This window comes from Rhodoligotrophos sp. CJ14 (assembly GCF_038811545.1).
GTDB lineage: Bacteria > Pseudomonadota > Alphaproteobacteria > Rhizobiales > Im1 > Rhodoligotrophos > Rhodoligotrophos ferricapiens.
Genome location: NZ_CP133319.1, coordinates 1,843,522 through 1,857,597, shown reverse-complemented (window position 1 = coordinate 1,857,597; position 14,076 = coordinate 1,843,522). Strand labels below are relative to the sequence as shown.

Below are 14,076 nucleotides of genomic sequence, written 5' to 3'. Positions count from 1 at the left end.
GCGGCCTTCCCGCGGCATGGCTCCGACGCCGCCGGTACGCCCTCGCAGTGGACAGATCGCGCAGCTCGTCATTCCTGTGCTTGCAATGGTGGCCGTGGTCGCGGCCTCCAATATCCTGGTGCAGTATCCGTTTGAGCCCTTTGGGCTTGCGGATGTGTTGACCTGGGGCGCGTTCACCTATCCCTTGAGCTTCTTTGTCACAGAGCTGACCAATCGGCGCTTCGGTCCGGCTCTTGCCAGGCGCGTCGTTTATGTCGGCTTTGCGCTCGCAGCCATCCTATCGATCCTGATCGCTGGCCCTCGCATCGCGCTCGCCTCCGCCTGCGCCTTTCTGTTCGCGCAGCTGCTTGATGTAATGGTGTTCAACCGGTTGCGCTATCAGGCCTGGTGGCGGCCGCCGCTCGTCTCTTCCGTGCTGGGGTCGCTGGCCGATACGGGCATCTTTTTCTCGCTCGCTTTCGCCGGAACGGGTCTCGCCACAGCCGCCTACAATCTCGGGCTCGTGCAAGTCCATTTGCCGGTGTGGGTCGGTTGGGCCTTCGGTGATCTCGCGGTGAAGCTCGCGGTGGCGGTGGTGCTGTTATTGCCGTTCGGCGCCCTGCGCAGGATCATCCCGGCGCTGGAGACGGTGCGCGGGTGCGAGGATCTGGCCTAACGACTCTGGACGGTGGAGCGGTCTAGCCCAGCTCGTCGGGCAAGGCGAATTGCAGCAGCAATGTCCGCTGCAGGAAGCCGTTATAATTGTCGTCGGACATGATGAGGAGCCGCTGCTCTCCATCCGGGCTGCGATAGGTCGCGAGCGCCTCCATATTGTCGATGCTGGTCTGGGGCCAGTCGGAAATCAAGAGAACCTCGCCCTTCAGCGTTGCGCCTTCCTTTATCCCCGCCGAGGGAAAGCGCCGCAGCGCCATACGCAGCCGGCGGTCCGACCGGGAGAAGTCCCGCTCGAGCGTGATGATGCTCTGGTCCGGCAAAACGATCGCATCCGTGATCGCGAAGGTCTCGAGTTTCTCGAAGGCAAAGGTGAGAGGCTTCTTGTCGCCGAGCAGCCAGGCCCTGATGTTCCCTTGCTTGTTGACATTGTTCTCGCTGATGGCGAGCAGGTGGTCCTTGAACTTGCCGTCGGCAAAGCGGGTCAATGATTCCAGCTGAGCATTGTGCGGCCCCTTGCGCATGGCTTCCGGGAGCGGGATGGCCGCTGTCGGTCTCGTCGGCAGCCCGTTCTTGCCGATCTCGTATTGCTCGATCCTGACCTTGTTCTCAAAGCCGACGGCCACGGGGCCATCGGGGCCGCGGGGTGTCAGTTCGGTGAGCGCCTCGGCATCCCTGTTGAACTTTCGTTTCTCGCGACGTCCGTCCTTGTTGAGCAGGGGCGCCATTTCGGCGTTGCTGATATCGCTCAGTTGACCGGATGCGGCATAAGACAGGTTCATGCGCAGCCACCAGCCGTCATCGCTCACAGCGAGAAGCCGTTTGCCGTCCTCGGTCACGACAATGCTGGAAAAGCCACCGAAACGGTCATCGCTGCTGCTGAGCTGCAGGCCGCCACGCCATTTCAGCTTGCCATAGGTCTCGCTGGGGGTGCCAAGGGTAAACTCGATCGGACGCGTCCGAATAGCAACGGGGCCCGTCTCGATATCCTGAGCCGGTGCCCATGCGCTTTGTCCGACGACAATGGCACTGGCGAGACCGAGGATCATGGAGGTTGTGACAGCGATGCGACGCATAGGGTTCCCCGATGCCAACGGATGCCGGCAGCTATAGGCTGGCTCTTTGTCGCAATTTCGACGGGCGTTCAGGCCGCGGACTGACGGCGCTGGCCGCGGGAACGCGGGCGGCCGCGCTGAGCCGGGTGGCCCCGAGGAATGTCCTCGTCGAAAAGCTCGGCGAGCTTTTCGGTCATGGCACCGCCAAGCTCCTCCGCATCGACGATGGTGACAGCCCGGCGATAGTAGCGGGTTACATCATGACCGATGCCGATGGCGATCAGTTCCACAGGCGAGCGGTTCTCGATGTCGGTGATCACCTGGCGCAGATGCCGCTCGAGGAAATTGCCAGGGTTGACGGAAAGGGTTGAATCATCAACCGGCGCACCGTCGGAGATGACCATCAGGATCCGGCGCTGTTCGCGGCGGGCCAGCAAGCGGTTATGCGCCCAGATCAGGGCCTCGCCGTCGATGTTCTCCTTGAGCAAGCCTTCGCGCATCATCAGGCCGAGATTGCGCCGCGCCCGGCGCCAGGGCGTATCGGCTGCCTTATAGATGATATGGCGCAAATCGTTGAGACGGCCCGGGGAGGCGGGCTTACCCGACGAGAGCCACCGCTCGCGGGACTGGCCACCCTTCCAGGCGCGGGTGGTGAAGCCAAGGATCTCGACCTTGACGCCGCAGCGCTCCAGGGTGCGGGCGAGAATGTCCGCGCAAGTCGCGGCAACCGTAATGGGCCGGCCGCGCATGGAGCCTGAATTGTCCAGCAACAGGGTGACCACCGTGTCGCGGAAATTGGTGTCCTGCTCCATCTTGAAGGAGAGCGGATGCAAGGGATCGGTCATCACCCGCGACAGGCGGGCAACGTCGAGGATGCCCTCCTCGAGATCGAAATCCCAGGAGCGGTTCTGCTTGGCCAGAAGGCGCCGCTGCAGGCGGTTGGCCAGCCTCGCGACCACGCCCTGCAGATGGGAAAGCTGCTTGTCGAGATAGTTGCGCAGCCGCTGGAGCTCATCGGTATCGCAAAGCTCTTCGGCCAGGATCTCCTCATCGAAGGCATGGGTGAAGACCTTGTAGAAGTCTTCGTTGCCGGTGCTCGAGAAGGGCAATTGCGGCCGCCAGGGCTCGCTGCCATCGGGCGCCTCTTCCGTCTCGGCGTCGTCGGGGACCTCGTTTACATCAACATCCGTGGTCTGCTGATCGCTGCTCTCCAGCTCGCCCTGGGCTTCGCGAACGTCCTCGCTCTCGGCATTCTCCGCCTCCTGCGCCTCGCTCTGCTTGCCCTCGTCGGGCTGGCTGCCATCAGCGGCTTCGCCGTCCTCGCTATTGTCCTCGTCCTGCTGGTCGGGATCCTCGCCCAACTCGTCCGCCATATCGAGGGAGGCGATGATATCGCGGGTCATGCGGGCGAAGGCGGTCTGGTCGCCGATATGGTCTGCCAATGTGTCGAGTTGGCGGCCAGCCTTCTCCTCGATCCAAGGGCGCCAGAGGTCAACCAGCAGGCGCGCATTCTCGGGCGGCTGAACGCCGGTGAGGCGCTCACGCACGAGCAGGCCGACCGCTTCCTCGAGGGGTGCTTCCTTGCGGTCACGCAGCTGACTTAAGGAGCGCTTCTGGTAACGATCATCGAGCATTGCCGAGAGATTGGCTGCCACGCCCACCATGTCCCGGGCGCCGATCGACTCGACCCTTGCCTGTTCCACGGCCTCATAGACGGCGCGCGCATTGCGGCCTTCCGGCTGATAACGGCTGTGGACCGCCTCGTTGTGATTGGCCAGGCGAAGAGAGAAGGCGTCGGCCACGCCCCGGGTGACCGCAACACTGTGGGGGTCGAGATCGCGGTCCACCTGCGGCAGTCGCGCCCGATTGCCGGACAGGCCAGGTGTCTCGCCGCCGAATGTGACCTGCAGCTCAGGCTCATGGGAGAGGGTGCGCATCGCCAAAGAGAGCGCGCGCTTGAAGGGTTCCGCGGGAGCCTCTTTATCCGCCGCCATGAGCTGCAGTCGCCTCCATTAGGATCAGGACAGGGTGACCTGCGCCGTCGATTCCGGCAGTTCCTGGCCAAAACAACGCTGATAGAACTCCGCCACGAGGCCGCGCTCCATCTCATCGCATTTGTTCAGGAAGGTCACCCGGAAGGCGAAGCCGAGATCGCCGAAGATCTCAGTGTTCTCAGCCCAAGTGATCACGGTGCGGGGGCTCATCACGGTGGACAGGTCACCATTGATGAAGGCAGTACGGGTCATGTCAGCGAGCCGCACCATGTCGGCAACGCGCTTGCGGCCTTCCGGCGTGTTCAGCCTTTTCACCTTGGCCAGAATGATCGCGTTCTCCTGCTCGGTCGGCAGGTAGTTGAGCGTGGTCACGATGCTCCAGCGGTCCATCTGGCCCTGGTTGATCTGCTGCGTGCCGTGATAGAGGCCGGAGGTGTCGCCAAGACCCACCGTGTTGGCGGTCGCAAACAGACGGAAGGCAGGATGCGGCCGGATCACGCGATTCTGGTCGAGGAGGGTCAGCTTGCCCGAGACTTCGAGCACCCGCTGGATCACGAACATCACGTCCGGACGGCCGGCATCATACTCGTCGAACACCAGGGCGGTGTTGGTCTGCAGCGCCCAGGGGAGAATGCCCTCGCGGAACTCGGTGATCTGCTTGCCCTCGCGCAGGACGATGGCATCCTTGCCCACCAGATCAATACGGCTGATATGGCTGTCCAAGTTGACGCGCACGCATGGCCAATTCAGGCGCGCAGCGACCTGCTCGACATGGGTCGACTTACCCGTGCCGTGATAGCCCGTGATCATTACTCGGCGGTTATGGGCAAAACCGGCCAGGATCGCGAGCGTGGTCTCGCGGTTGAACAGGTAGTCTTCGTCAAGGTCGGGAACATGCTCGCTGGCCTGCGAGTAGGCCGGCACCTCCAGATCACTGTCGATACCAAATACCTGCCGAACCGAAACCTTCATATCGGGCAGTCCGGCCACTTCCCCATTAGCCTGAGGCGTCATTGAAATCCTTCCTGAGCGTTTGCTCACGCCCTATGTCGGCAATCCACACCAGCTTTAAAGGCCCAGAGCGCATTTTTGAGACGGCTGAAGATGTGTAGTCCGCAGTGCGTGTCAGCTGCAAGCGCCAACCAACCTCCGATTAGCAGAATCCGGCCGACTTCAGATAATTATAGGCATTGATGACTGCGCGGAGCTTATCCTCGCCATCGCGGTTCCCGCCATTGGTGTCGGGATGATGCCGCTTCACCAAACGCTTGAACTGCGCCTTCAGTGCCTCGGGCGTCGCATTTTCATCGAGGCCCATGACATCGAGTGCCTTGCGCTCGGCATTGCGAACGGCCCGCCGGGGCGCCGTCTTTGTCGAGCCGTCCCCCTCGCCGAAAATCTCGTGGGGATCAAAGAAGTCCTTGTTGTAGCGGAAACCGCCCGTCTCACGGCCGGCCCGAGCGCGACGGGCGTGGTAGGCCCAGGAATTCTGCCCGAGACGCCAAGTGGGGCGATGACCGTGCATGGCTTCGCGCTGATAATCGATGAACTCGTTATCGCGCATGCCCTTGAAATAATTGTAGGACGCATTGTACTCGCGCACGTGGTCGAAGCAGAAATGGTGATAATCGCCATCCTGCCCGCGACCCTTTGGTGCGGGGTGGGTTGCCAGCTTGTCACATCCCGCCCACTCACAGCGTGGCCCGTTCGCATCGGACATGCGGTCACGGTTGGGTTTCACACGGATACGATCAAAGTATTTCGAGTCGAGCTTCATGACGCCGATGATTATGGTTCGCGTTCCAGGGCACCGCAACGCGACGATAGGCGCCACTGGACAGGGCTATATCTCTGGCTATAGATCCCGAACAATCGGTTATCACATCCTACGACAAGCCTCGGGGGATAACGGCCATGACGAGCGGAGCGATCGCGCGAAGGATCTCCGAGAAACTCAGCCGAGCATTCGTGCCCGAGCGCCTCGAGATCATCGACGAATCACACCTCCACAAGGGCCACGCCGGACATCATCCTGAGGGAGAAAGTCATTTCAGGATCCATATCGTATCTGGGGCCTTCGTAAACAAGCGTGCTGTCGAGCGGCATCGCATGGTCAATCGCATTCTCGCCGAAGAGCTTGCGGGACGAGTTCACGCCCTAGCGCTTGAGCTGCGCGCACCCGGTGAGGACTGAAGCTCCGGGAGAGCTAAGCGCCCGCCTGACACTCAGCGCTCTGCTAGTTCCTCGGCGAGGAAGGCCTCGACGGCAGCATCCTCCACATCGCGGCTGATGAAGGCCTCACCGATGTCGCGTACCAGAATGAAGGTCAGCTTGCCGGCCACGGCCTTCTTGTCCTGACGCATGAAGCGCACCAGCCCCGCCGCATCGGGCAGGGGCCCATCGATCTGAGCAAGGGAGGTCGGCAGTCCCGCCGCGGAGAGATGCGCTGTGACTTTCTCGGCCGTCCCGGGCGCGCACAGACCCAGGCGCTCGGAAAACCGAAAGGCCTGAGCCATGCCGATGGCCACGCCCTCGCCGTGGATCAGCCGCTGGGAGTAGCCGGTGGCCGCTTCCAGGGCATGGCCGAAGGTGTGCCCGAGATTGAGGAGGGCGCGCCTTCCGGTTTCGAATTCGTCCTCGGCGACGATCTCCGCCTTGGCCCTGCAGCAGCTGGCTATGGCCCGGCGCCGCTCGGGTCCGTCTGCCGAGGCTATCGCGCGGTGATGCTCTTCAAGCCAGTGAAAGAAGGGAGCATCGCCCAAGAGGCCATATTTCACCACCTCGGCATAGCCGGCCCTGAACTCGCGTGCGGGCAGGGTGTCGAGCAGGGTGGTATCGGCCAGCACCATATCGGGCTGATGGAAGGCGCCGATCAGATTCTTGCCGGCGCCCGCGTTGATCCCGGTCTTGCCGCCAACGGAGGAATCCACCTGCGCGAGCAGGGTCGTGGGGATCTGGATAAAGCGGACGCCGCGCCGCAAAATGGCAGAGGCGAAGCCCGCGAGATCGCCGATCACCCCGCCACCGAGCGCGATCACGTGATCACGCCGCTCAATGCCTGCCTCCAATAGCCCGTCGCAGACCTGCTCGAGGCAGGCGAAGCTCTTGCTCTGCTCGCCGGCCGGTACAACGATCAGCCTGGCGCCGATGCCGGATGCGGCAAGCGAAGCCGCGAGCCGTTGGTGATGGAGAGAGGCCACGGTTTCGTCGGTGACGATGGCGGTGTGCGGCCGGGCCAGGAGGGGCCTGAGCAGCTCACCCGCCCGGTCGAGCAGGTTGGAGCCGATATGGATGGGATAGCGGCGATCGCCGAGCTCCACCATCACCGTTTCGATCGTATCGCCGACGGTCCGAGCGGCAGCTTCACGCTCGCCTGCGGCGGTGGTGGACAGGGTGAGATTGTTCGACATGAGCGCCTCTAATCTGCCGGAACCAGCCGCGCGCTGAGCTCGCGGATCACGTCGTTCACGACGAGATCGTGAGGAACGTCCCGGCTCTCGATCGTCAGGTCGGCTTCGGCATAGACCGGATGACGCTGCTCGATCAGGTTCCGCATCACACCCTCGGGATCCTCGTGATATAGCAGGGGGCGGTTGGCACGACGCCGTACCCGCTTCATGAGCAGGTCCAAATCGGCGCGCAGCCAGACCGAAATTCCATAAACACGGATCGCTTCGCGGGTCGAGGCATCCATATAGGCGCCGCCGCCTGTGGCCAGGACCTGCGGTCCGTCCAGCAGCAGACGCTGAATGACGCGACGCTCCCCCTCGCGGAAATAGGCTTCGCCGTGATCGGCGAAGATCTCGGGGATCGTCTTTCCCGCGGCGGCCTCGATCTCATGATCCGCGTCGACGAAGCGCAGGCCCAGACGTTGCGCGAGACGACGACCAACGGTCGTCTTGCCCGCACCCATGAGGCCGACCAGAACGATACTCCGCGATGCCAGATTTTCGGCAATCGCCCGCTCCTGATCAGAGATCTTTAGCAGAAAACTCATCACACTCCGACGTTCCTCGATGCCCCCAGGCACTCCGTTTTAGCCCGTGCGCCGTCCGATCGCAAAGGGCAACCCGTCCTGACACATCTGATGAGCAGTCCGTTACTTGCTGGCTTGGCCGGTAAGGGGTATGCATTGTGTATCTCGGGCTATTTTGGAGTGTGCGGCGAAAATGCCCGGTAGTCTTAGGTTTCTGCTGATTCTCGGCTGTCTCGGCGTGGCCGTCTACGGCGCCGTATACGCTTTGTCGACAATAAAGCCGGAACAAACCACTGTGGTCAAACAGGTGCCCAGTGACACGCTCTTCCGCTGATGGGCGGTTGATCGAGAGCTTTCTCGAAATGCTGAGCGCCGAGCGCGGGGCCGCGAAAAACACGCTGGATGCCTATGCGCGTGATCTGGGCGACTATCGGGCGTTTCTCGCAGGCCGCCAGAAGACGATCACGGGCGCGGATAGTGCGGATCTGCGGGCTTACCTTACGGCACTGGAGGCGGCGGGACTTGCAGCCAGCACCGCGGCCCGCCGGCTTTCGGCCCTGCGCCAGCTCCATAAATTTCTCTATGCGGAAGGGTTTCGCACGGACGATCCGACCAGCATTCTCGATAGTCCGCGCCTCAAGCGGGCCCTGCCCAAGGTCCTTTCGGTCAGGGATGTCGACCGGCTCCTGGGGCTTGCGCGGGAGGAGGTGGACCATGCGAGGCTGCCGGCGGACCGGCTGCGGGCTGCCCGAATGCACTGCCTGATGGAGCTGCTTTACGCCACAGGCTTGCGCGTCTCGGAGCTCGTGTCATTGACCCGGCTCACCGTCAAGGCCGACGAGCGGTTTCTCACGATCCGCGGCAAGGGCGGCCGCGAGCGTCTGGTGCCGCTCAGCACGGCCGCGCGCCAGGCGCTGCAGCTCTACGACGCCATCATGGTCGAGCTTGGCGGTGGCGGGCAGGACTCCTCCTGGCTCTTTCCATCGCATGGCGAGAGCGGCCACATCACCCGGCAGTATTTTGCACAGGAGCTGAAGGGGCTTGCCGCCAGGGCGGGGCTCGATGCGGATGCGGTCTCGCCGCATGTGTTGCGGCATGCCTTTGCCAGCCATCTTCTCGCCGGCGGGGCAGATCTCCGGGCCGTGCAGCAGATGTTGGGGCATGCTGACATTTCCACCACCCAGATCTATACCCATGTGCTTGCGGAGCGACTGAAGCAGGTGCTTGCTAACCACCCGCTCGCCGGTTGACATCGGCGGCGCGCATCGCCACTGTCCGGCCCGGCCGCTACGCCCTATATAGGCGGCGCCGTTCTCACGCTACGGGATGCAAGACAGGGAATGCGAACCTTCCTCGATTTCGAAAGCTCGATTGCCGAGCTCGAAGGCAAGATTGCCGAGCTCAAGGCCATCGCTGCGGCCAATGGATCCTCCGTCCAGATCGAAGAGGAGGTGAAGCAGCTCGAGCAGAAGACGGCACGCAGCCTCGCGCAGCTCTACGAGTCGCTGCAACCCTGGCAAAAGATGCAGGTGGCCCGGCATCCGGAACGGCCACATCTGCTCGATTATGCGCGCTTCCTGCTGACGGACTTCACACCCCTGGCCGGAGACCGGTCGTTTGCAGAGGACCGCGCGATCATTGGCGGTCCTGCCCGATTCAAGGGCAAACCGGTCATGGTGATCGGGCAGGAGAAGGGCGCCGATACCGCATCCCGTCTCAAACACAATTTTGGCATGGCGAGGCCTGAGGGGTACCGCAAGGCGGTGCGGCTCATGGAACTTGCGGACCGGTTCTCATTGCCGGTCATCACCTTCGTCGATACGGCCGGCGCCTATCCCGGCATCGGAGCTGAGGAGCGCGGGCAAGCCGAGGCGATCGCACGGTCAACGGAGTGCTGCCTGCGCATCGGCGTTCCGCTCATCTCGACCATTATCGGGGAAGGCGGATCGGGTGGTGCCGTGGCGCTCGCGACAGCCAATGCGGTGCTGATGCTGGAGCACTCGATTTATTCCGTGATCTCACCGGAAGGAGCATCATCCATTCTCTGGCGGGACTCGAGCCGTGCCAAGGATGCTGCAACCGCCATGAAGATCACGGCGGATGACCTCAAGCGGCTCGGAGTGATCGACGAGATCGTCCGGGAGCCGGTGGGCGGTGCGCACCGGGCGCCGGAGCAGGTGATGACCGCCGTCGGCGAGGCGATTGCCGCGCAGCTGAGGCGCTTTGAAGCGATGACGCCAGATGATCTGCGGCGGGCCCGGCGTGAGAAGTTCCTGGCGATCGGCCGCAATCTCTGATCAGCCCGCAAGGCTAGTTGACGCGACGATCTCAGGATTTTGATTCCCGTCTGCTCGGGAAAGCGATAAGCATTGCTCGATCAGGCCGGGCTTAAACGTGCTCGGCTGACCCACGTCGATCGAGGGGGAATGCTACCGAAAGGCGTTGTTCGTGGTTATTGCCAGGCCTTATCGACATGGTTAAGGCTTTGACAACGGGTTTCGTGCAGGCTCGCCCTTGCGGGGGAAGAGGGTTCATCATCTAGGCCGTGACGTTCCATATGGTCTTCAGGTTGTTTCTAGCCGCATGCCTCGGGCTGCTGCTCGTCGGCTGCAAAATGAGTACTGAGCCAGATAAGGCGCTAAAGCCGCTTTCAAAGGAGATGAAGGCGCTGTTGGCTGGCAAGGGCGTCGCCGTAGGCGCGCCGCTCTACGTGCGGATCTTCAAGCAGGAATCGGAGTTCGAGGTCTGGATGGCCAATGCCTCCGGAACCTATACGCTGGTGAAGAGCTACAATGTCTGCAACTGGTCCGGCGATCTCGGGCCCAAGCAGAAGGAGGGCGACCGGCAGGCGCCGGAGGGTTTCTATGTGGTCACGCCAGCGCAGATGAACCCGAAAAGTGCGTATCACCTGTCGTTCAACATCGGCTATCCCAATGCTTTCGACAAAGCGAACGAGCGTACCGGCTCTGCACTGATGGTGCATGGCGGATGCCGGTCGGCGGGCTGCTATGCGATGACGGATGAAGCGGTCGAGGAAATTTTCGCGTTGGCGCGCGAAGCGTTCATAGCGGGGCAGAGAGAATTTCCGATCGCCGCGTTCCCCTTCCGCATGACCGACGAGAACATGGCCTTCCGGAAAGACCACAAGTGGTACAAATTCTGGGCCAATCTCAAGGAAGGCTATGACTTCTTTGAGAAATATCGGCGCCCGCCTGTGGTCGGGGTCCAGGACAAGAAATATGTCTTCTTCAACGACAATATGTCGGTCCCGGAGGTATTCCGGGTGAGCGCCGCAAGCGCCAGCCCTGATGCGCCGCGCCTGATCCAGGGGTGGTGATCAACACCGAGGCGTGTGCGCTACTCTCCGTACGCGCACGGCCTCATGTCATTTCGTCAGGAGCTTTGCCTGGATTCTGCGCCATTTGCGCCGTACGATCGCTCGGTAACCGATCATATTGCTGTGGCGGGCGGTCGCGTACTGTTCGTACAGGAGATGCAAGCGCGCTGTGCGTAGATGCGGCTTCTAACGCACGGCTCCGTGGCAATGCTTGTATTTACGCCCTGAGCCACAGGGACAGGGCGCGTTGCGCTGCACCTTGCCCCATGTTGCGGGATTGGACGGATCAACGGCCGGAGCGCTGGCTCCAAATTGGCCTTGCCGGCCGGCGGAGTTCGCGATGGCGAGCGCCAGTTCATCCTCGCCGGTGAAGGGGTCTGCATGATGCGCCTCCATCGGGGGCAGAGCATCATGATGCAGCAGGTCCTGCTGGGCATCCTGCACAATTTCGACCCGCATCATCTGCGCCGTGACGGCCTCGCGCAGTTTGGACAGCATGCTTTCAAACAGCGTGAAGCTTTCCGTCTTGTACTCATTCAGCGGATCGCGCTGGGCATAGCCGCGCAGACCCACCGCCTGGCGAAGGTGCTCAAGCGTCACCAGATGCTCGCGCCAGAGATGATCAACGGTCTGCAGGAGAACCGCTTTCTCGATCTGCGCCATGATCTCGGGCGTGAAGCGCTGCCGCTTTGCCTCATAGGCGCTGTTGACCTCGTTCAGAATGCGCTCGCGGATCTCCTCATCCGCAATGCCTTCTTCGCGCGCCCACTCCTCGATCGGCAGATCAAAATTCAGGATCTCCAAGACCTTCTCATGGAGACCGGCAGCATCCCACTGCTCAGCATAAGCCTTTTCGGGAATGTGATCGGTCACGAGGTCCTGAACGACCTGCTGACGCATGTCATCGATCGTCTCCGAGATCTCCTCGCCGCGCATGATTTCGATGCGCTGCTCAAAAATCACCTTGCGCTGATCGTTCATTACGTCGTCGAACTTGAGGACGTTCTTGCGCGCATCGAAGTTGCGGGCTTCGACCTTCTGCTGCGCCTTCTCCAAAGCCTTGTTGATCCAGGGGTGGACGATCGCTTCGCCTTCCTTGATGCCGAGGCGCTGGAGCATGGTGTCCATGCGGTCCGAACCGAAGATGCGCATGAGGTCGTCTTCGAGCGAGAGATAGAAGCGGGACCGGCCGGGGTCACCCTGACGGCCGGAGCGGCCGCGCAGCTGATTGTCAATGCGCCGGCTTTCATGGCGCTCGGTGCCGACCACGAACAGGCCGCCGGCTGCGAGTGCTTGAGCCTTGCGCTCCTCGACCTCGGCGCGGATCGCATCTGCGCGCCGCCGGTATTCCTCCTCGTCGGTGATATCGGCAAGCTCGGTTGCGATGCGCATATCGGCATTGCCGCCGAGCTGAATGTCGGTGCCGCGGCCGGCCATGTTGGTGGCGATGGTCACCGCACCGGGCACACCGGCCTGGGCGATGATCTGGGCCTCCTGCTCGTGATAGCGGGCATTCAGCACGTTGTGCGAAATCTTGTTCTCGCGCAGCATCGCCGAGAGGAGCTCGGATTTCTCGATGGAGGCGGTGCCGACCAGAATCGGCTGGCCGCGCTTGCGGCAATCCCTGATGAGCTCGATGATTGCCTGATATTTCTCGCGCGCCGTACGGTAGACCTCGTCATCTTCATCCACGCGCTGGATCGGCCGGTTGGTCGGAATTTCGACCACCTCGAGCTTGTAGATATCCAGAAACTCATTGGCCTCCGTCATGGCCGTGCCGGTCATGCCGGCGAGCTTCTTGTAGAGGCGGAAGTAGTTCTGGAAGGTGATGGAGGCGAGGGTCTGATTCTCCGGCTGGATCTGCACCCGCTCCTTGGCTTCGAGCGCTTGGTGCAGGCCATCGGAATAGCGACGGCCCGGCATCATGCGGCCGGTGAACTCGTCGATGATGATGACCTGGCCGTCCTTGACGATATAGTCGCGGTCGCGCTGGAACAGCTTATGGGCCTTCAGCGCCTGGTTGATGTGGTGGACGACGGACACGTTCTCCACATCGTAGAGCGACTCGCCTTCGAGCAAGTTGGCCTGCTGAAGCAAGGTCTCGAGCAGCTGATTGCCTTCCTCGGTCAGGTTGACCGTGCGCTGCTTCTCGTCGACCTCGTAGTGCTCCGGAGCAAGCCGGGGGATAAACTCGTCGATGGTGAGGTAGAGCTCTGACTTGTCCTCAAGCGGGCCGGAAATGATGAGTGGCGTGCGCGCCTCATCGATCAGGATGGAATCGACCTCGTCCACGATGGCAAATTCGTGTCCACGCTGGACCATGTCCTGCAGGTCGAATTTCATGTTGTCGCGGAGATAGTCGAAGCCGAGCTCGTTGTTGGTGCCATAGGTGATGTCGCAGGCATAGGCCTCCCGCCGCTCCTGATCATCGAGCCCATGAACGATGCAACCGACGCTCAGGCCCAGGAAGCGGTAGATCCGCCCCATCCACTCGGCGTCGCGCTGGGCCAGGTAATCATTGACCGTCACCACATGGACGCCCTTGCCCGTCAGAGCATTGAGATAGCCCGGCGCGGTTGAGACCAGCGTCTTGCCTTCGCCGGTGCGCATCTCGGAAATCTTGCCCTCATGCTGCACCATCCCGCCAATGAGCTGCACATCGAAATGGCGCTGGCCGAGCACGCGCTTGGCCGCCTCGCGAACGGTGGCGAAGGCTGGAACGAGCAGGTCATCGAGGGTCTTGCCGGCCGCAAGCTGCTCCTTGAACTTGGCGGTCTGAGCACGAAGCTCCTCGTCGCTGAGCTTCTCCATCTCGGGCTCGAGCGCGTTGATCGCTGCGACCTTGTCGTAATAGCGCTTCAGGCGTCGAGCGTCCGAGCGGCCAAAGATCTTTGCAGCCAGCGCTGAGAAGGAAACCATGAGGCAAAGTCCTTTAGGGCAATCGCTTCGGCACTGCCATGGTCTGGCAATGTATTTCCCGCGTCTTCTAATCGAGCGAGGAAGCGAACGCAATTTGCGATGTGGTCGCGTTCGATCCCGCCGCACCCACACTCGTAAAAACGT

12 protein-coding genes are annotated in these 14,076 nt (G+C 62.0%); 5 read left to right on the top strand and 7 right to left on the bottom strand.

All coding sequences use genetic code 11. The features are described 5' to 3' along the window. Nucleotides 1–16: 16 nt before the first annotated feature. A complete protein-coding gene (locus RCF49_RS08630; RefSeq protein WP_342643618.1) occupies nt 17–655 on the top strand; it encodes a queuosine precursor transporter in 639 nt (212 codons plus the stop codon). 22 nt (nt 656–677) lie between these two features. On the opposite strand, the gene RCF49_RS08625 is transcribed toward RCF49_RS08630, so the two are convergent. From RCF49_RS08625 to RCF49_RS08610, 4 genes are all read right to left on the bottom strand, one after another. Continuing rightward, entirely contained in the window at nt 678–1,727 is a 1,050-nt protein-coding gene (locus RCF49_RS08625) for an esterase-like activity of phytase family protein (protein ID WP_342643617.1), read from the bottom strand. A gap of 68 nt (nt 1,728–1,795) precedes the next feature. Next, on the bottom strand, nt 1,796–3,700 hold the full coding sequence (gene cobT / locus RCF49_RS08620; protein WP_342643616.1) for a cobaltochelatase subunit CobT: 1,905 nt from the start codon (nt 3,698–3,700) through the stop codon (nt 1,796–1,798). A gap of 24 nt (nt 3,701–3,724) precedes the next feature. After that, nucleotides 3,725–4,714: a cobaltochelatase subunit CobS gene (gene cobS / locus RCF49_RS08615; protein WP_342643615.1), complete on the bottom strand. Its 990-nt coding sequence runs from the start codon at nt 4,712–4,714 to the stop codon at nt 3,725–3,727. A 139-nt stretch (nt 4,715–4,853) separates the two neighbouring features. Continuing rightward, the gene (locus tag RCF49_RS08610; RefSeq protein ID WP_342643614.1) at nt 4,854–5,477 is read right to left on the bottom strand and encodes a J domain-containing protein; all 624 of its coding nucleotides are present in this window, start codon (nt 5,475–5,477) and stop codon (nt 4,854–4,856) included. Between the two features lie 137 nt (nt 5,478–5,614). Between RCF49_RS08610 and RCF49_RS08605 the strand changes: the two genes are divergently transcribed. Further along, nucleotides 5,615–5,893 carry a BolA family protein gene (locus RCF49_RS08605; protein WP_342643613.1) on the top strand — a complete coding sequence of 93 codons (279 nt, stop codon included), beginning with the start codon at nt 5,615–5,617 and terminating at the stop codon, nt 5,891–5,893. A 32-nt stretch (nt 5,894–5,925) separates the two neighbouring features. Here the strand turns inward: RCF49_RS08605 and aroB are convergent, their stop codons facing one another. Both aroB and RCF49_RS08595 read right to left on the bottom strand, forming a co-directional pair. Continuing rightward, on the bottom strand, nt 5,926–7,023 hold the full coding sequence (gene aroB, locus RCF49_RS08600) for a 3-dehydroquinate synthase (RefSeq protein ID WP_342644159.1): 1,098 nt from the start codon (nt 7,021–7,023) through the stop codon (nt 5,926–5,928). A gap of 95 nt (nt 7,024–7,118) precedes the next feature. Continuing rightward, entirely contained in the window at nt 7,119–7,697 is a 579-nt protein-coding gene (locus tag RCF49_RS08595) for a shikimate kinase (RefSeq protein ID WP_342643612.1), read from the bottom strand. 293 nt (nt 7,698–7,990) lie between these two features. Here RCF49_RS08595 and RCF49_RS08590 point away from each other — a divergent pair, with 293 nt between their 5' ends. The 3 genes from RCF49_RS08590 to RCF49_RS08580 all read left to right on the top strand — a co-directional run bounded on the left by RCF49_RS08590 (nt 7,991) and on the right by RCF49_RS08580 (nt 11,013). Next, nucleotides 7,991–8,926: a site-specific tyrosine recombinase XerD gene (locus RCF49_RS08590; RefSeq protein WP_342643611.1), complete on the top strand. Its 936-nt coding sequence runs from the start codon at nt 7,991–7,993 to the stop codon at nt 8,924–8,926. 90 nt (nt 8,927–9,016) lie between these two features. Next, complete coding sequence (locus RCF49_RS08585; protein ID WP_342643610.1) at nt 9,017–9,973, top strand: acetyl-CoA carboxylase carboxyltransferase subunit alpha; 957 nt, start codon at nt 9,017–9,019, stop codon at nt 9,971–9,973. Between the two features lie 317 nt (nt 9,974–10,290). Further along, a complete protein-coding gene (locus RCF49_RS08580; protein ID WP_342643609.1) occupies nt 10,291–11,013 on the top strand; it encodes a murein L,D-transpeptidase family protein in 723 nt (240 codons plus the stop codon). Nucleotides 11,014–11,199: 186 nt separating this feature from the next. Here RCF49_RS08580 and secA read toward each other — a convergent pair whose 3' ends face one another. Next, the gene (secA, locus tag RCF49_RS08575) at nt 11,200–13,932 is read right to left on the bottom strand and encodes a preprotein translocase subunit SecA (protein ID WP_342643608.1); all 2,733 of its coding nucleotides are present in this window, start codon (nt 13,930–13,932) and stop codon (nt 11,200–11,202) included. Nucleotides 13,933–14,076 lie beyond the last annotated feature (144 nt).

Excerpts from the sequence above, each read along its gene's own strand:
- RCF49_RS08630 (WP_342643618.1), top strand. The coding sequence starts at position 17 with ATGGCTCCGACGCCGCCGGTACGCCCTCGCAGTGGACAGATCGCGCAG.
- RCF49_RS08625 (WP_342643617.1), bottom strand. The coding sequence starts at position 1,727 with ATGCGTCGCATCGCTGTCACAACCTCCATGATCCTCGGTCTCGCCAGT.
- cobT (WP_342643616.1), bottom strand. The coding sequence starts at position 3,700 with ATGGCGGCGGATAAAGAGGCTCCCGCGGAACCCTTCAAGCGCGCGCTC.
- cobS (WP_342643615.1), bottom strand. The coding sequence starts at position 4,714 with ATGACGCCTCAGGCTAATGGGGAAGTGGCCGGACTGCCCGATATGAAG.
- RCF49_RS08610 (WP_342643614.1), bottom strand. The coding sequence starts at position 5,477 with ATGAAGCTCGACTCGAAATACTTTGATCGTATCCGTGTGAAACCCAAC.
- RCF49_RS08605 (WP_342643613.1), top strand. The coding sequence starts at position 5,615 with ATGACGAGCGGAGCGATCGCGCGAAGGATCTCCGAGAAACTCAGCCGA.
- aroB (WP_342644159.1), bottom strand. The coding sequence starts at position 7,023 with ATGGTGGAGCTCGGCGATCGCCGCTATCCCATCCATATCGGCTCCAAC.
- RCF49_RS08595 (WP_342643612.1), bottom strand. The coding sequence starts at position 7,697 with ATGAGTTTTCTGCTAAAGATCTCTGATCAGGAGCGGGCGATTGCCGAA.
- RCF49_RS08585 (WP_342643610.1), top strand. The coding sequence starts at position 9,017 with ATGCGAACCTTCCTCGATTTCGAAAGCTCGATTGCCGAGCTCGAAGGC.
- RCF49_RS08580 (WP_342643609.1), top strand. The coding sequence starts at position 10,291 with ATGAGTACTGAGCCAGATAAGGCGCTAAAGCCGCTTTCAAAGGAGATG.
- secA (WP_342643608.1), bottom strand. The coding sequence starts at position 13,932 with ATGGTTTCCTTCTCAGCGCTGGCTGCAAAGATCTTTGGCCGCTCGGAC.